Raw genomic sequence first — 17,792 nt, 5'->3', positions numbered from 1 at the left:
TAGGGGCAGAGGCTTGTCCCTGCCCGCTTGTCATCGTTTACGGGCACCCACAAGGGGATGCCCCTACAGCAGGATATAAAATTTTGTCATGTACTGTGATATTTGCCATACATAATTTTACACTTATGGAAACCAAGCATGTAGTATTTTTAGCCATACCGGAAGTTACCTTGTTGGACGTAACCGGACCATACGAAGTGTTTGCGCAGGCGATAGAGCTCCTGCAAAACCGAAAACAGATACCTCCCTATATTTTGCATACAATCTCCGCCGAAGACGGCACAACTATTAAGACAGCGTCCGGATTTACCATCCAATGCGAAAACAGTTTTAAGGATATAAATTATGAAATAGATACCCTGTTCGTACCCGGGTGTACCTAACTCTATAATCGCAGGATACAGGCTGAATAAAGATGTACTGCAATGGATACGGCAACAGGAAGGTAATATACGGCGGCTCTGTTCGGTATGCACGGGCAGCTTTTTTCTGGCCGAAACGGGTATCCTGTCCGGCAAAAAAGTGGCTACACACTGGGCTATGTGTGAACTGCTTTCGCGTACTTATCCTGATATTAGAGTAGAAAGTGAACCCATCTTCATTAAAGACGGGGGCATCTACACTTCGGCAGGAATATCGTCCGGTATGGATCTTGCCTTATCCCTGATTGAAGAGGATTATGGCCGTGCACTGGCTCTGGAAGTAGCCAAACAAATGGTATTATACCTGAAACGACCCGGAACCCAATCGCAGTACAGTTTGGTACTTACATACCAAAAATCGGATTACCGCCCGGTACAGGATATACTGAACTGGATAACGGAACATTTGTCCGAAGAACTGACTGTGGAAAGGCTGGCGGAGCAGTCATCGATGAGCCCACGCAACTTTGCGCGCGTATTTGTACGCGAAACCGGCATTACTCCGGCAAAGTACATAGATAAGATACGGCTGGAAAGGGCTTGCCGTTATCTGGCAGAGACGCAACTATCTGTAAAGGAAATCGCGAAAAAATGCGGGCTTGGTACTCCTGACAACATGCGGCGTATATTTGTAAAATATCTGCATACAATCCCGACCGACTACAGAAGGAATTTCGGCGGTACCGCCTGAACTCCTTATTCTTTCATCAGCAATATTCCGCCCAGGATAATACTGATTATGTCCGCTTTTTTCAGTACCATCAGGTGGTCGCCACCTTCTACGGGGAAAGCGTTCTTGATTAACTCATAGGGGAAAATCTGATCCTCTGTTCCGTGTATATGGTGGAGGTACTTGCACTTACTACGTGGAACCCAGTTTATAATCTGCTCTATAGCCCATTTTACATAAACCGGATCGATAAAGGTCATCACTTCTGCCTGTTCCGAAGTTGGCGTGTGGTATACAAAGCGGTTAAACAGATCTGTTATAAGTTCAGTAGAAGCATACACACGCGCAGGTATCCGGTCGGCGGCATTTGTCGATTTAGCAGCCTTGAATAACATTGGTATCTCTCCATCGCTCTTGAATGTAGATATAAGTATCACTTTCAGCGGAGAGAGAAAACAGCTTATTTCCTGCGCTATAACCCCTCCGAATGAATAGCCCGCCAGCATAAAAGGTTTTGTCGTATCTATGCTCTTTTCCATAGTACGGGCATACTCAGCCAAAGATTCATCGTGACGGGGAATGTGCCACTCGATATACTGTTTATTATATCCTTCGGGCAGCTTAATCTTGTCGAACACACTGCAATTGTAGCACATGCCCGATATAAAGTAAACATTTACCTCATTCGTCCAAAGCTTTTTAATCCGTTTTGCGATACGGTTGAATAAGCCGGGTCTGCTTCGTGTCTCCGATTTACTTTTCCGGGTCATAGTTGCTAGAATGAATAGATTATAAAGATAACACTTTACTTTCAAATAGCATAGGGTATGATAATACGGCGCAAGGTAACTGCATGAAATTAATTTTTTTAATACATGACAAAAGTACATGACAAAAAATATATTACATGCATTTAAATGGCTTATTATCAAAAAGCCTGAAGAAGAAACGATCCAAAAACAGCCCTGGATATGGGATATATAGAATAACGCTCAAGATTAAGTTAACATTTTATAACATTTAGCTGCTTATTTTATAAGGATATCAGATGGGTGCATAGGCAACTTTTTTTTACATTTGCTAAATATATTAACATCTGTTCTTTTCTGGAAACAGATGCATTCTCTCCACCCAACCACACATATTCTTGCTGATTGCTTTTTACGAATGGATAAAGAAGCAATACTAAACAGAGGATAACAAGATTAATATAATACGATTTATGAATGCCCTTATAGAATTTAAACGCTCAGGAAATAAAATTAAAAAGACAAAGGATTACGTTACTCTCGCACTGAAATGCTGTTCTATATTTTTTTCTGTTGGTATCTTATCAGAAGTATACTTTCATCTGATAAGCCAAAAGTATATCTTATTAACAATTGATATAATCAGTGTGATGATGATAGGAGCAGCCACAACATTAAACCTAATGAAGAAGGTCAGCTCCTACAACGGGTTACTCCTCTGTATTTTTATACTAAGTATCAATCAATATTGCACGATTATTTATGAAGGAATATACCCCGGGCCGTATTCGGGCAGAATTATTATACTACATGCGGCAACATGTATTATTCCTCTGATAATTAGCGGAGTGCCCAATACGCAATTTGCTCCTTTCGTTATATCGCTTGGCACTATAGGAGCATATACCACAGCCTGCCTGTTTCTTAACGATCTGCAAATGTACCGGCATATGCCCCAATTAGTCATTATTATGCTGGGAATCGCATTAATAATATGGTTCTTAAACAAGTCTTATTCGGAAGAGATGAAAACCATACAGATAAATAATGAGCAGGAACAGTTACGGCAATTTTTCGAATTGGAACCGGAACAATGGCGGCTAATAAAAAACAGTAAAATCACTCCGGAGAAAACTGAAGAACTATTGCATAATCTGGGAAAACGGATGCGCGACACTATTATAGATCAGGCTAAGAATCTTATATATACAAATGAGGAGATGATAGATATTTTGAGAAAACGAAACACTGACATGACCAGCTCCGAAATGGAAATCTGCTGCTATATTATTCAAGGGAAAACAGTACGCGAAATCTGCGAGATACGTCATATCAGCCCATCCACAGTCACTTCTACCCGTAGCCGCATAAGGGCAAAGCTAGGCCTTGAAAAAAATGAGAATTTGCAACAATACCTGAGAACGCTCTATTATACAGAATCGCAAAAGGCAGAGTGAAGAAAACCTCACCCTGCCTTTTTATCTTCGTGAACAAAATGTCTATCTATCTTTTGCGTACGGCTCGTACTTTATAAATGTCATTTCGTGATGCCGCAGAAGCATCGCCTCCTACTGTATACTTATATGCCTTATCAGGACTTATAGCCGTGGAAGTCCAGTATGTACCCTCCAGCTTGTAAGTGCCACTTTCACTGATATCATCAATCTGGTATCTGGCAGGTAAGAACCATTTCACATCATCTTGCTTGATAACAGGGATATAATATTTCTCTCCTAATTCAGGATCAGTATGCTCTTCTCTACTGAATTTATTCTTTTGTAAACACATTTTAGCGGCGTAATATTCTACATTTTCCTGTTTATTTTCATCTATCAACTCAAGCCTGCTTTTTAAGTAGTTTTCAAAATTTGTAGAGTTCATCCCCGCCCCACCTGAGTATAAGTTCCATGTATTAGTAAAACCATCATTATTATCATCGGCATTGTTACTAAGATTATTTATTGAACTATAATCTATTGTAATATCCAAATAATACCATCTTGTAAGGAAACTTGCTTTTTCATCCCATTCTTTGGTAGAAATTGATTTATCTCCAAAGAGTTGGTAAAAAAATATTACAAACTTATACCATCCACGAGTCCAAGGAATAAGAATACTTTCCTCTTTGGATTGATAAGTGACTTTCCGTGTCCAGTTAAATCCCCACGGATAGCCGTTTCCTTCGCCAAAAGTATAATCTTCAATCCGTTCATTTCCCAGATCCCCCGTCCAGTTTACTGGTAATTGTTTGATTGTAAAGGTATTTCCAGCGCTTTGGTCTGTTCCTGTCTCATATAATGTCAATAATGACTGACGTTCTCTGGCATTTACCGCCGCGTTCTCTTCCAGAATGGCATAGATGGTTATATCATCCCCATTGCTTCCAGTAATAGAGGAACTGCCTTTGTCTTCTTCAATCCAATATCCCTGCTGTTGCAGGTCTGTAAGGTCAGTCCTTAGGGTTACCCATTGCTGATTGGAGGCCACAGTCCAGCCATTAGCTGCGTTTTTAGATTCTATTTTGATTGGGTATATCAGGTAATGCGCATCCTGAGGCACACTTGACGATATAAAATTCATTTCCGAAAGCGACTTTATTGTCACACGGGTATCATTTTCGCCTTCGCTTTTTATTTTTATATCGTAGTCGTGGTACTCATTCCTGTTTACATTAAAGTCACTATGGTTGTTTTGTCCTAAATAAACTTTTTGGGTAACGGATATAGAAACTCCATTTTCTTTTTGGTATTTCCCTGTGATTTCTATATATGCCGGAGCTGTAAGTCCTTCAGCTTTTTCACCTTTATTTTTCTGCTCGGTTCCTCCAGTGGCAACCGTTCCTGCCCTGTTCTCAAATATATATTCTATCGGCCTGAGCATGGTCAAAGGGGTACTTTCTGTCGGTGATACTCCGGTAGGGTTATTGTATAATATAATAGGGTCTTCATCGATTTCCTTTGCTTTATCCGTGTCATGAGGAAGCAACCAGGAGTTTTTTAAACCGTTATGCAAAGTTACTTTTTCTATCTTGTAATCTTCATTCTGTTTATCCAGTTCATTATATATCTTAAATTTCAGTTTGGCAAATATACGCTCCACTTCCACTTCCACCAGGTTGGGATTTTCCTCCGTCCTCGGTTCTAATGTTATGTCGTCTTCTCCATACATAATCATTTTACCCGAAGCCAAGTCTCCTTCTGTAGTTCCTGCCTGTGGAATATAACTTGCAGCAAGCGACAGCTCCTGCAGTTGAGCATAATTTTTCACGGCCGATAGATCTGTACCATAGTTCGTTATCAGGCATATTTTGTATTCGCCTGAAAATGGATCAAGGCTTAAATCTGAACCGTCTAAGCTTTTTCCATATTTCACTATTTCATTATTTTTGTCGAACAGGAAGACCTGAAAACTTCCCACAAGGTTTTCCTGATCTACACCGGGGCTGGTACTTTTGGGCAGTTTAATCTTTTCAGGACTCTTTATCGAAAAAGAAATACGCACTCTGGCTGTACCGTCTCCTATTCCTCCGTTATCAGTATATTCATCGTTTGCACAAGATAAAAATATCCATGAGGATAATAGAAGTATCATTAATCTTTTGAACATCTTCATAGCCTTATTCATTACTGGTATAACAATTATAATTCAGAATATTGGTTAATTACATGCCATGGATTAACCGATACGTTGACAGATATAGAACCGCTGAAATCGATTTCTACCTGTAGGGTACGCCCTTCTTCTGCTACGAAAGGATTTCCGTTCTGGTCTAAAGAGGCGCGGTATATACGGTTATCTCCCTTAAATATCTCAACCTCTACCCGCTGGTCTGGCCCCGAAGGGAACGTATTAAACAAAGAGGATACTAAATAGTCATTGTCGTCAAACGAGACATCGGGGCGATGTATAGCATCGTCTTCGCCTAACTTGCCATCCACCAGTGAATAGATTTTCCTTGTACCATGCACTAGTATATAATATTCGTCGTCGCTGCCGCCTCCGGCCCAGTCTTTGAGATGCTTGGCGATAACGATAATGCTGGAGATCTTGCGTTTTACCTTTAATTCTGTAGTAAAACTTCCTCCTCCATCTTCCATATCAATCCTTTTGTAGCCATGAAACAGGTCTTCGGGACTGCTGTATATTTCATTTTGTCCGCTGGTTCCTTCCATATTCAGGTTAATATCCAAAGGAGTAGTCAAACTATCCCCTTCTTTAACATCATCTACAATTGTATTGTCTCCTTCGGTATTACACCACACCACAGCCGTAATATGGCTATGCTCCGGATAATTTATTGTAATAGGGGTACGAGATCTTACAGATTGTGTCGGGATAGGTATACTATCCATATATTTACTCTCACTGCCAAATAAATACAGAACTACATCGTCCACAACATCTGTTTCTGTAATATCATTATTGTATCCATCTAATACCTGAATAACCATTTGGCACGATTTACGGCAATCTGAATTATCATCTTTAACACACCCTGTAATGAGGAATAGTATAGACGGCAGGCAGATTACCCACTTCTTTATGAATAATGTGTTCATTGTATTTATTGTTTCTGTTTTACATCGAGGAAAACTATCCGGACAGTTTCCTGTCCGGATATAATAGAAATCAAAATCCAAATCAGAATTCCACAACCTGATTTACATATTTCCATTCAGCAACTTGTACTTGCACCAAGCATGGAGCCGGGAAAATATCTCCACCGTCATCCGAACCTTTTTCTGTAATGGTCACATCTAGCTTATAGACTGTATTGGAGTGTACTCCGGTACCTTTTTCTGCAGCATCTACTTCACCCGTAACATTTGACATATCTGTAATTATGCGGTTTATCGCTATCGGGTAATATACTGTTTTAGGCTCCTCATCGCCTTCAGTGAACTCTGCTTCGATGACAAGGCGTGTAGCATCATTCCAGTTTGCATTCTCAGTAATATCTCCTGTCACAGGATTAGGCCCTACGTAGAAATAATGCCCATCACCATTATAAGTATCTATCCACGTAGTTGCTTCTCCGGGTATCAGAGCAGTATTTACAAGACCTCTGCTGGCAACAGTACTAATAGGATTGAAGCTATACTTCGTAGCTACATTCCTGATATAAATCCGTTGGATATCAAGAGTTGCATCAGGTAATGTAATCGGGTCTAAACTGACAGTAACAGGATTTAAATCAATACGTGCAGCCAGGCGCTTTACTGTAACTGTAATCTCATTAGGATTTTCATTTGTCGCCTGTACCAATGTTTTAGAGTTAGAGCCTGTCATAATCAGGGTACTTGAAGTTTGGGTGGCAGCTAAGGTCATCATTTTTGCCATTGCCACACTCTTAGATGTGATACCGGCAAAAGTGTTGGCAGGAGAATTGGCTACTACTAAAAAGGTTTTTTCACCACCTACTTTAATATCATCCAATAAGATCTTATCCTCATCATTAAGTGCAGCGTCATGTGCCGCATCTTCAAGATTGCCGTCAGCATCGAAAGCGAGAACGGTAACAGTATTGATTGTGGACTCCTCTAGCTCGACCGCAGAGCCTACGGTCTTAGTTTTCGCACCTGTGGAGATGCTAATTTCTACTTTTGTTTTCTGGCCTTCTTTGCCTCCTCCGGCAACTTCATCATCGTTGTTACAGGCAAAAAAGCTTAAACTCACTAATACGATAAACAATAATTTAATTACTTTCATAATTATAAATGTTAGTTAAAAAATAAAATAATTTATTTGTTTGAATCCTCTGATTCAGCTTATATCTATTTAATTATATATACTATGCTAAGCGACAGCTTGGTTACTCCCAGGTAGTCATAGTTTCCACGCCCCAGCTGTTCCCCGCATTCGGCACAGTCATACCTGTTGTAACTTATGTACGCGTATCCCAGCCCTAAGGCAGCCTCTATACTCCAACGGTTGCTTAGCGGCCATGCATAACCGTAGGTAAAACCACCTCCCAGAAGTCCTCCTTCGTACCGGTTGTCCTTGAATATGGAAAGGTCTGTACCCAGAATCTTCAGGGATGTGTCTATGTTACCTACATTGTATTCGCCTCCATGAAGATGCGCTCCCAGAAAATGACCCTTAAATCCCTTGTGGAGCCAGTAACGGAATTCAGGCTGTACAATCCAGTGTTTCAGTTTCTTATTCTCCGAGAAAGTCCATGGATTATAATTCCCCGAAACATCCACGGTCATTCTGTCATTTACACTGGCTTCTATTCCCAGATTGATGGTAGTGGTCACATCTGAAAACAAGTTGGTTTTCACTGCCAATTTTTGCGAATACAACGGGCATACAAGCAGGATGGCAGAAATAAATACTATTAGTCTGTTTATTACATGTTTCATTGTCATATCTATTTTTATTGTATCAAATGAAATTTATCATATATTATAAAAGAGTAGCAACTCTTATCGAAATCGTTATTTATATTCAAGGTCTTCTTTTAGAACTTGATTTAAATTACATATACCGACAAGAATTAGCGTATTTTTAAATTGTTGGGAAGGTATTTTTTAGGGAGGGCATTTTGTCTGGGTCCCTATCATGTCATCATTCGGATACAAAAATATGTTAATGGAAATGTATTATTTGCAAAAAAAATGAACAATTTAATGCTTAATAATGCTGATTTTTCAAAAACTCCGCAAGTTGGGAATACTGAAATATGCTGATGAAAAACAATTTCATAAATAATTAATACTGAAATATACTGAATTTGCGTATTATATGACAAAATAGAGTACAAAAGCTAAGAGCCTGTTTCAATTTTAGCGAAAATTTTTATTACAGGTTCAGGTCAATAGTTCTTAGCAATTTTTTTATGCTCTTTTTAGCGTATTTCCCCCTTTTTACTCTTGGTTTAGCCCGCTAAACCGGCTAGCAAAAATGATAAAATCCATCTAAAAATAGCTATAAAAAAGATTTGCTATAAAATTGAAACAGACTCTTATAAAACCAAAATTAATTTTGGTTTTATAAGCTTTTGTTTAGCACATGACAAAAATAATACTTAACAAAGAAATTATTGAAAATAAAGAGATTGCCTGAAAGGCAATATTTTCATAATTGTAGGCGGGCGAAGCGTTGCCTGTGGCTATGAAGGTTAAGCCTTTCGGGTAAAAAAACAAACGCTTCGCTCATGTGATTGATAATTCAACCCTTGATTCGCATATAAACTCTAATCCAGATGTAATTTCACATCACATCATATACCCCTTTAGTCAGAATTTTAATATCGGCATTAAGCTTATTGTCAGGAATAATTTCAATCCAGTCGCCGTTCCTTTCGCCGGTTTTGACTAAAGTCTTACGGAAAGTATAAACATTATCTTTCTCCGATTCCAGAACCAACAGGAAGCTATTCCCTTCTTCTGTAGTTATGGCATCAATAGGGACGCTTAGTGCATTTCGTGAATTGGCTACAAGCTGTGCCTCTATAAACATACCAGTCAATAGCTTTTGCTTGGTACTGGTATCTAAAGAGGCATAAACATTAATAACGCGGTCATTACCTCCTACTGATTTTCCTATCTGAGAAACCTGTGCTTCAAACTCGTCCGAGCCTACCTGCGGAATGGTAAATTTTATTTTCTGTCCGTTTTTCAGATTGAATATATCTTTTTCGAATACAGCCAGTTCCAGATGCATGGCCTGTGTTTCTACAATTTCCATGATTACATCGGTAGGGGAAATAGCCATGCCTACATTGGCATTGATAGCTGTAATATCACCCGATATAGGGGAATAAACGGTAATATAGGATGAGAATTTGCCCTGCTCTACCTGTGAAGGATTGATACGAAGCATATTCAGCTTTTGGCGAAGGCTTTCGTAAGTAGCTTTTGCTCGTTTATAACCGCTTTCGGCTTCGAGGTATTTCTTTTGGGAAGATATCTTTTCATCGAACAGGGTCTTTTGTCTTTCATATTCCGATTTCAGATATTCCATTTGTCCGGCTATTTCGAGATACGATTGTTGCAGGTCGAGGTATTCAGGGCTCTCCAAGGTTAGTAATGGTTGCCCTTTAGTTACCTTATTTCCTACCAGCAGAGATACAGACTTTACATAACCTGCAACAAATGAGGTCACTTTGGCTCTGTTCTTCGGTGGTACATCTACTTTGCCCGAAGCTTTTATCGTATTATCAAATTCCCTTTCCTGCAATGTACTTATTTCCATCTTCATAGAATTGAATTGCTCTTGGGTAACTTCTACCAAAGATGTATCTTCCTGTTCTGTGCTATTTTCTTCCGAAGGTTTACTTTCTCCTCCACAGGAATTCAATAACAGAACTGCTATTGCTGCTAATAATATATGATAGGAATACTTCTTCATCGCTTATTCGTTAAAATTGAAATAGTGTAACTCTAAATAGGACTTATTGTAAGAAAGGACATTATCGAGATAATCGGACTCTATGCTGATAGCGTTCTCCATACTCTGGATGTATTGAAAAAAGTCTATTTCTCCATTCCTGTAACTCATATCAGCGGTCTTCATAATCTCTTTCGAGAGTATTTGACCATTCTCTGTATAATACTTAATCATTTCCTTATGCTGGTTCAGTTCGGCCTGTTTTTGCATATAGAAACTTTCCATCTGTATCTCTCGGTTACTGCGCATAGCCTCCCAGCTTTGTTGCTCCAACTTTGCTGTTTTTTTCTTCGATATATTCCCGCTAAAGAATAATGGGATAGCTATCCCTATCTGAAAACCGTTTTGTCTGTATCCCAAGCCTTTATTTGTTCCGGTAAATAATTCAACACTCAGGTCGGGCAACCAGCTTTGATTTTGCAGCTTCAACCGGGAAGAATAGGTATTGCTGACAGTCTCCATATAGTTTCTTTGCAGTTCCTTACCCATACTTACATTGTCGAGATACAACAGATTCAGTTGATTGTCAGATATCTGAAGGTCTTCTTCACTTTGTACCAACGATTTCAATTGTTCATACAGTGCTTGCTTCTGACTTTTTAATTGAACCAGTGTAGTATGAATCTGTTTTGATTTGGCTTCTGCCGTGATCTTCTCCAGATAATTGGATTCGCCTAACTCAAACTTACGGCTGCCTGCTTTCGAAAAAGCTGAATAAAGGCTATCCAGTTGGGTATATAGGACTTCTTTATTTTGTGTATAAACAATCTGCTCATACACAAGGGATATAGCCAGAGTCAGTTTATTCCTCTGTATCTCATACAGAGCCTTATTCTGCTCCCACTGCGATTTATATACTTTCTTTTGAGCGCCATACACAGTGGGGAATGAAAATGTCTGCTCAATACCAAATACCCTTAATGCCTTGTCGTTGGGAGCTACATTATTTTCGTCATATCCGTAATAAACAGTCGTCTTGTCAAAATCGAAAGCTGTATTAATGTTAGCCTTAGAAGCCTGCGTCTGCAATTGATAAGAACTTAATTCTTTATTATTGGCTAGTGCCGTCTCTATCAGTTTATTCAGTTCGGGATTGTTTTGCGAACAGACAACCGGACTAAATGCCAATAATAAGACGAACCATATATTTTTAAATATCTTCTTCATCCTGAGTCAGATTTTTGTCAAACATTTTAAATAAGATCGGCAAAACTACCATTGTGAGAAGTGTAGCAGTAAACAACCCACCAATAACCACCGTTGCCAGAGGACGTTGTACTTCTGCTCCTGCCGAAGATGAAATCGCCATCGGAAGGAAACCGAGTGCGGCAGCCGAAGCTGTCAGCGTAACAGGGCGAAGCCTGTCGGTAGTACCTTTCAGTATCAGTTCATCCACGTTTTTCATTCCCCTGTGCTTCAATTCTTTCAGATGTTCTACCAGCACAATTCCGTTGAGTACAGCAATACCAAACAGGGCAATAAAGCCTACTCCCGCCGAAATACTGAACGGCATTCCTCTCATCCAAAGGAGCAATACACCACCTACAGCAGAGAGCGGTATCGCCGTGAAAACAAGTAATGTTTCTCTCATTGAACCAAAAGCAAAATACAAAAGAATAAATATGAGGCATAATGCAACGGGAACGGCTATCATCAATCGGTCTTTTGCATTCTGCAAATTCTCGAACTGCCCGCCGTAAGTCACATAATATCCCGGCGGCAGATTTATCTTTTCATCAATAATTGCCGAAACATCTTTCACCACACTTTCCATATCACGGTTACGCACATTCACACCAATTACAACACGGCGTTTGGTATCGTCACGGGATATTTTGGCAGGACCTTCGGTATATTCCACCTTCGCCAATTCCCGGAGAGGAATTTGCCCGCCATTGGGAAGCGGCACATACAGGTTGCGTAAATCGTCTATATCGTTCCGAAGATTTTCTTCCAAACGTATTACCAAATCGAAACGGCGTTCTCCTTCGAATACATTCCCTACAGTCGTTCCGGCGAAAGACAGCGCAACAATATCGTTGATGTCGGATATATTCAGGCCGTATTGTGCTATACGTGTACGGTTATAGTCGACAGTCATTTGAGGAAGCCCGTCTATCTTTTCCACAATAATATCGGCAGCACCTTCCACATGAGTTATCGCCCGTTTTATCTGTTCTGCCTTTTCGGCTAATACACCTAAATCTTCTCCGAAAATCTTGATAGCCACATCGGAACGCGTACCCGAAATCAGTTCATTGAAACGCATCTCGATAGGTTGCGTAAATTCGATCTCCATATTGGGAATCGTAGCTTCCAGTTCTTCTTTTATCTTATCGGCTAACTCGTCTTTCGAACTTGCCGAAACCCATTCGCTTTTTGGCCTTACCTTTACAATGATGTCGCTTTCTTCCATCGACATAGGGTCGGTAGGAACTTCGGCTGCACCTATTCGGCTGACGATTTGCTCTACTTCGGGAAATTTATCCAATATTGTCTTTTCTATCAATGTAGTGGTTTCGATTGTCTTTGCTAAAGATGTTCCCGTTTTCAGGACAGGTTGGATAACAAAATCACCTTCATCCAACTGTGGGATAAATTCGCCACCCATGCGGGAGAATATCACCACAGCCAGTACAAGCAATCCGACCGCTGCCGCCAATGTTTTCTTCGTATGCTTCAATGCCCATGTGATAACAGGCAGATAGGTACGGGTCAGTAACCTCATTATGCGGACAGTTATCCCGTTTCTTTTCTGTATCTGTGGTTTTATAATCAGAGAAGAAACTACAGGTACATAAGTCAGGCAAAGCAACATTGCCCCAATCAACGCAAAGCTGAAAGTAAGCGCCATCGGGCGAAACATTTTTCCTTCTACACCCGAAAGGGACAGTATAGGGATAAATACGATTAAGATTATTAATTGCCCGAAAATTGCAGAATTCATCATCGTAGATGAACTGCTCAGCGTTATCCTGTCCGTTTCTTTTTTTCTGTCAGATATAGGTAGATTGCTAAGCTTAGAAGCATTCGCTGTCATTTGCGCCGAAACGAATTCGACAATAATAACCGCACCGTCTATAATGATGCCAAAGTCTATTGCCCCTAAACTCATTAAATTAGCATCTATACCGAATATCCTCATCAGGGAGATAGCAAACAGGAGTGAAAGCGGTATGACAGATGCGACAACAATGCCCGAACGGAAATTGCCTAGCAGAAGCACAACCACAAAGATAACAATGAGACATCCCAGAATAAGATTCTCAGCAACGGTGAAAGTAGTCTTGGCTACAAGTTCGCTCCGTTCCAGAAACGCATTGATATATACGCCTTCGGGAAGGACTTCCTGAACTTCTGCAACACGCTCCTTAACGGCATTGATGGTTTCTTTTGAGTCTGCCCCTTTGAGCATCATTATTTGCCCAAGCACCTTCTCTCCTTCGCCGTTACCTGTAATTGCGCCAAAACGGTTAGCACTGCCAAAGCGCACGGTAGCAATATCCTTCACGAAGACTGGGATACCACCTGCATTCTTGACTACAATGTTTTCGATATCCTCTATCGAACCGATTTTCCCTTCGCCACGTATAAAATAACTTTGGTTGACTTTCTCGATATATGCGCCCCCTGCGATACTGTTGTTTTTCTCTAAAGCATTTACCAAATCACCTGTGGTTATATCCATTGCTTTCAGGCGGGATGGATTGATAGCCACTTCATATTGCTTAAGGTAGCCTCCCCATGTATTGATTTCGACTACTCCGGGGATTCCCGACAGTTGTCGTTTTACTATCCAGTCTTGTATGGTACGCAGGTCTGCAACCGAATATCTGTCTTTATATTCGGGTTTTACATCGAGTACATATTGGTATATCTCACCCAGCCCTGTCGATATAGGCCCCATTTCGGGAGAGCCAAAGCCTTCGGGGATGAGTTCAGATGCGGTTTTTATCTTTTCTGCTATCAACTGGCGGGGTAGGTAAGTCCCCATGCTTTCATCGAAAACGATAGTCACCACAGACAATCCAAATTTGGAAACGGAACGTATTTCCTGCACACCGGGCAGGTTGGCCATCTCCATTTCGATAGGGTAGGTAATGAACTGCTCTATATCCTCCGTAGAAAGATTGGTAGAAGTGGTGATAACCTGCACCTGATTGTTTGTAATATCGGGTACAGCCCCGATTGGTATATGGAATACGGAGTAAATACCATATATAAATATGGCTGAGGTGAACAGCAATATGATAAGCTTGCGGTTGAGGCTGAACCGTATGATTTTTTCTAACATCTACCTTTATTTTACCTAATTTCCCTTCGTACATGACAAAAAATAGATTATTATCACTCAACCCCTCGCCCTTTGGGCACTCCCGACCCCACCCCGGCCCTCCCCAAAAGGAGAGGGAGAAGCGAGGGGAGAGTCGCAAAGCGAAGTTAGAAGCCGTTTGACCCGGCAGGCACTCTTCCCTTTTGATAAAGGGAAGTACCCGAAGGGGGAAGAGTTAGAACAATCGTATATATTTTTTATGTACTATACTAATTAACTAACAAACAAAAGTAGAAAGATGTTAAATGGAGAGGCTTAAGATTTGCTTAAGAAACTGTTTAAATTTTATACGAATATTTTATTATACCTTTTTCTTCGTTCATTTTTAGGATGTTTTAGGCTGATTTTTCCTTTCACTCAACTCAAATAGCCCGCTATTATCGTTTCGCGGAAGAAAAAATCAGCCTAAAACATCTCTAAAAATTTGAACGAATAAAATTTAAACAGTTTCTAAGATTGAGGAATTTTCAGTCTGACGGTGGTTCCCATTCCTTCTTCGCTGAATATGTCGATACGAATATTCAACAGGGAGCAGAATCTTTTTACGATAGATAATCCCAGGCCAAATCCTTTGATATCAGTATGGTCTGTAGAACGATAAAATTTATCGAAAATCTTCTTTAAGTCTTTTTCGGGAATGCCTATACCATTATCCTTAACTTCACAGAAAATAAACTTATCCCTTTCGTTAATCTTAATCTCTATTTCTCCATCCTGATGTGAATACTTAATAGCATTGGAAAGAATATTATTGACGATGGTAGAAAACAGGTATACATCGGTTTTCAGGTAAATATTTTCGGGGGAGATATCTGTTTTCACCCGGATGTTTTTCTGCTGTATATTCTCCGAGAAAATCTTAAGTATCTCATCAACAATCAGTTTAATACTTATATTTTCTAAGTTTAAAGATTGCTTCTGGTTCTCGTACCGGGTAAGAATCAGCAATTCGTCTACCAGATGGTTCAGGCGGTCAATTTCTTTAACACAATGACTTACTTTTTCTTCATATTCTTCCTGCTGACGGGGTTTTCGTATCAGGACTTCCAGCGTCCCTTTCAATACAGCCAAAGGTGTGCGGAATTCGTGCGAAGCATAAGAAGTAAAAGATTTCTCCCGTTCTATTGTTTTTTCTATACGGTCTAAAAGATTATTTATCGTATCGGAGAGTATATATAGTTCGTCTTTGTTGTACGGCAACGGAATGCGCTCTGTCAGATTATCACGCGTGATGTTATTTGCCGTATTTATAATCTCATTAATTGGTTTTATACTTCTTCCGGCAATAAAACGCGCGACAAAGAATAAGACAATAAGTATAATGGGATAAGTGATAAGCAAGATATGGCGTAAGGTTTCCAGCACTACTTCGGCTCCTTCGCGGGCAACAGCAACCAAAAGATGCCCTACGCGCTTTCCGTTTTCGTCCAAGATGGGAACTTGTACCTGCCTGATCCTTTTTTCGGCTAACTCACCGTTATAAAACACATTGTCAGGCTGAGCGGAGTCGTAAAGCAAATAACTCTCCTTCAGGTTAGGAGACTTATCGATAAGGTTTCCCTTTATATCCAGAAATTCGATGAATACAGGGTCGACGCCTACAGTATTGTGTTCGCGCTCCATCCACTCTTTATGCCTTTTCAGGGCAATTTTCCCGTCTTTAAATTCTACTTCATCAGAGTGGCGGTCGGCTTCGCGTCGCAGGTCTTCGTTCAGGTGACCGGATACATTAAACTCTACTACCACGTATATGGTAACAAATACCAAACCAATCAGCAACGCTGTTGTGATTATGTAGTTGAGCGCAATCCTGTTTCTGAAAGAAAGACTTTTCATATCTATTCGTTAGCTATATAGCCTACACCTCTTACAGTCCTGATGTATCCGTTATCTTTATCTAAATTCAGTTTTTTACGTATGGCATTAATAAATACATCTATTACGCCGGTGTCGTATTCAAAACTTATACCCCATACTTTTTCTATAATTTCATCTCGCTTGCATACATTCCCTTTATTCCTTATCAGGAACTCCAACAACTCAAATTCTCGTTGGGTAAGGGAAACATCTAATGAGTCCACTTTTACCTCGTATGTTTTCAAATTGAGGGAGATATTGCCTAAAGTAAGAGTCGATTTGCTTTTATGGTTTCGAAAATGAATCTTTATCCTTTCCAGTAATTCTTCAAAGCTAAATGGCTTTTTAATATAGTCATTTGCACCCGCTTGCAGTCCATCTATTGTTTCCTGTACAGTATCTTTTGCAGTTAGAAACAAAATAGGAATTTCAGTATCTTTTTCCCGGATAGCTTTACATACTTCGATTCCTGTCATTTGGGGCAGCATCCAGTCGAGAAGAATCAGATCAGGATTTTCCGACATGGAAAATTCTACACCCTGCTTCCCGTCAATGGCTATAGTTATTCTGTAACCTTCTTCTTCTAGTCCCTGTTTCAGAAAGTTACAGATTCCGGGTTCGTCTTCTATGATGAGGATGTGTTGCATAATAATACAAAGATATGACAAATTGAAAAATCAGCAGAGCCAAATATACACTAAAATAAAGCATATTCAAACACAGGAGCCAAAGCGTATGTGAAAAATGGACTGAAAAGCCTGACTTTCATAACCGCAGGCGAGCGCTTTGCTTGCATGCGGTTCTGAAGGTTAAGCCCTTCGGGTTAAAAAACAAACGCTTCGCTCATGTGATTGATAATTCAAGCCTTGATTCTCATTGTTTACCAAAAAGTGACAAAGGTGCTAAGTACATGACAAAATTTTATATCCTGCTGTAGGGGCATCCCCTTGTGGGTGCCCGTAAACGATGACAAGCGGGCAGGGACAAGCCACTGCCCCAATGTCTTCAAACTAAGGCTGAAAGCCTTTATTATTTCAGCCCAATGGCAAGCGAAGCGTCGCCTTGGGTAAAGAGCATCTACCAGAAACTGCGCGCTGAAAGCGCAGGTTAAACTTAAAGAACAAGACCAAATCATTGACCTGCGCTTTCAGCGCGCACGCTCTATATTTGGCTATTCTGACCCAAGGCGTTGCCTTGGGCTGAAATAAGACGGGCTTTCAGCCCTGATCTTTGGTCCCATAATCCTTAAGTTGATAACACTGGACCGATAACCTTCGGTTATGAATTGAATTGAAAATCAGCGGAGCTAAAATCGGCGGAGCCAAAATCAGGTTTTTCAAGCCTATTTCAATGTTTTTTTGTCATGT

At 40.2% G+C, this 17,792-nt stretch carries 12 protein-coding genes and 1 pseudogene; 3 read left to right on the top strand and 10 right to left on the bottom strand.

Features of this window, described 5'->3' with window-relative positions; genetic code table 11:
• Both D0T84_RS22550 and D0T84_RS22545 read left to right on the top strand, forming a co-directional pair.
• Positions 1–383 (top strand): annotated as a pseudogene (locus D0T84_RS22550) (hypothetical protein); the annotation flags it as partial.
• A complete protein-coding gene (locus tag D0T84_RS22545; RefSeq protein WP_370525466.1) occupies positions 355–1,113 on the top strand; it encodes a GlxA family transcriptional regulator in 759 nt (252 codons plus the stop codon). The pseudogene D0T84_RS22550 and the gene D0T84_RS22545, both read left to right, overlap by 29 nt.
• A gap of 5 nt (positions 1,114–1,118) precedes the next feature.
• Here D0T84_RS22545 and D0T84_RS07790 read toward each other — a convergent pair whose 3' ends face one another.
• Positions 1,119–1,862, bottom strand: coding sequence for an alpha/beta hydrolase family protein (locus D0T84_RS07790; protein WP_163307323.1), 744 nt, complete (start codon positions 1,860–1,862; stop codon positions 1,119–1,121).
• A 452-nt stretch (positions 1,863–2,314) separates the two neighbouring features.
• Here D0T84_RS07790 and D0T84_RS07785 point away from each other — a divergent pair, with 452 nt between their 5' ends.
• Positions 2,315–3,298 carry a helix-turn-helix transcriptional regulator gene (locus tag D0T84_RS07785; protein WP_163307322.1) on the top strand — a complete coding sequence of 328 codons (984 nt, stop codon included), beginning with the start codon at positions 2,315–2,317 and terminating at the stop codon, positions 3,296–3,298.
• Positions 3,299–3,344: 46 nt separating this feature from the next.
• On the opposite strand, the gene D0T84_RS07780 is transcribed toward D0T84_RS07785, so the two are convergent.
• From D0T84_RS07780 to D0T84_RS07740, 9 genes are all read right to left on the bottom strand, one after another.
• Positions 3,345–5,447, bottom strand: coding sequence for a DUF4906 domain-containing protein (locus D0T84_RS07780; RefSeq protein WP_163307321.1), 2,103 nt, complete (start codon positions 5,445–5,447; stop codon positions 3,345–3,347).
• Between the two features lie 32 nt (positions 5,448–5,479).
• Positions 5,480–6,400 carry a FimB/Mfa2 family fimbrial subunit gene (locus D0T84_RS07775; protein ID WP_163307320.1) on the bottom strand — a complete coding sequence of 307 codons (921 nt, stop codon included), beginning with the start codon at positions 6,398–6,400 and terminating at the stop codon, positions 5,480–5,482.
• An 82-nt stretch (positions 6,401–6,482) separates the two neighbouring features.
• Positions 6,483–7,550: a fimbrial protein gene (locus D0T84_RS07770; RefSeq protein ID WP_163307319.1), complete on the bottom strand. Its 1,068-nt coding sequence runs from the start codon at positions 7,548–7,550 to the stop codon at positions 6,483–6,485.
• Between the two features lie 65 nt (positions 7,551–7,615).
• A complete protein-coding gene (locus tag D0T84_RS07765; RefSeq protein ID WP_163307318.1) occupies positions 7,616–8,206 on the bottom strand; it encodes a DUF3575 domain-containing protein in 591 nt (196 codons plus the stop codon).
• A gap of 850 nt (positions 8,207–9,056) precedes the next feature.
• Complete coding sequence (locus tag D0T84_RS07760) at positions 9,057–10,196, bottom strand: efflux RND transporter periplasmic adaptor subunit (RefSeq protein WP_163307317.1); 1,140 nt, start codon at positions 10,194–10,196, stop codon at positions 9,057–9,059.
• A 3-nt stretch (positions 10,197–10,199) separates the two neighbouring features.
• Entirely contained in the window at positions 10,200–11,402 is a 1,203-nt protein-coding gene (locus tag D0T84_RS22540) for a TolC family protein (protein WP_163307316.1), read from the bottom strand.
• Positions 11,386–14,529, bottom strand: a complete 3,144-nt coding sequence (locus D0T84_RS07750) for an efflux RND transporter permease subunit (protein WP_163307315.1) — start codon at positions 14,527–14,529, stop codon at positions 11,386–11,388. Before D0T84_RS07750 ends, D0T84_RS22540 begins: the two co-directional genes overlap by 17 nt.
• Before the next feature lie 489 nt (positions 14,530–15,018).
• Positions 15,019–16,404 carry a HAMP domain-containing sensor histidine kinase gene (locus D0T84_RS07745; protein ID WP_163307314.1) on the bottom strand — a complete coding sequence of 462 codons (1,386 nt, stop codon included), beginning with the start codon at positions 16,402–16,404 and terminating at the stop codon, positions 15,019–15,021.
• A gap of 2 nt (positions 16,405–16,406) precedes the next feature.
• Complete coding sequence (locus tag D0T84_RS07740; protein ID WP_163307313.1) at positions 16,407–17,072, bottom strand: response regulator transcription factor; 666 nt, start codon at positions 17,070–17,072, stop codon at positions 16,407–16,409.
• Positions 17,073–17,792: the final 720 nt, after the last annotated feature.

It is taken from the genome of Dysgonomonas sp. 521 (assembly GCF_010501055.1).
Classification (GTDB): domain Bacteria; phylum Bacteroidota; class Bacteroidia; order Bacteroidales; family Dysgonomonadaceae; genus Dysgonomonas.
This window is presented reverse-complemented; position numbering and strand designations above follow the sequence as displayed.

Excerpts from the sequence above, each read along its gene's own strand:
- D0T84_RS07790 (WP_163307323.1), bottom strand. The coding sequence starts at position 1,862 with ATGACCCGGAAAAGTAAATCGGAGACACGAAGCAGACCCGGCTTATTC.
- D0T84_RS07785 (WP_163307322.1), top strand. The coding sequence starts at position 2,315 with ATGAATGCCCTTATAGAATTTAAACGCTCAGGAAATAAAATTAAAAAG.
- D0T84_RS07780 (WP_163307321.1), bottom strand. The coding sequence starts at position 5,447 with ATGTTCAAAAGATTAATGATACTTCTATTATCCTCATGGATATTTTTA.
- D0T84_RS07775 (WP_163307320.1), bottom strand. The coding sequence starts at position 6,400 with ATGAACACATTATTCATAAAGAAGTGGGTAATCTGCCTGCCGTCTATA.
- D0T84_RS07770 (WP_163307319.1), bottom strand. The coding sequence starts at position 7,550 with ATGAAAGTAATTAAATTATTGTTTATCGTATTAGTGAGTTTAAGCTTT.
- D0T84_RS07765 (WP_163307318.1), bottom strand. The coding sequence starts at position 8,206 with ATGAAACATGTAATAAACAGACTAATAGTATTTATTTCTGCCATCCTG.
- D0T84_RS07760 (WP_163307317.1), bottom strand. The coding sequence starts at position 10,196 with ATGAAGAAGTATTCCTATCATATATTATTAGCAGCAATAGCAGTTCTG.
- D0T84_RS22540 (WP_163307316.1), bottom strand. The coding sequence starts at position 11,402 with ATGAAGAAGATATTTAAAAATATATGGTTCGTCTTATTATTGGCATTT.
- D0T84_RS07750 (WP_163307315.1), bottom strand. The coding sequence starts at position 14,529 with ATGTTAGAAAAAATCATACGGTTCAGCCTCAACCGCAAGCTTATCATA.
- D0T84_RS07745 (WP_163307314.1), bottom strand. The coding sequence starts at position 16,404 with ATGAAAAGTCTTTCTTTCAGAAACAGGATTGCGCTCAACTACATAATC.
- D0T84_RS07740 (WP_163307313.1), bottom strand. The coding sequence starts at position 17,072 with ATGCAACACATCCTCATCATAGAAGACGAACCCGGAATCTGTAACTTT.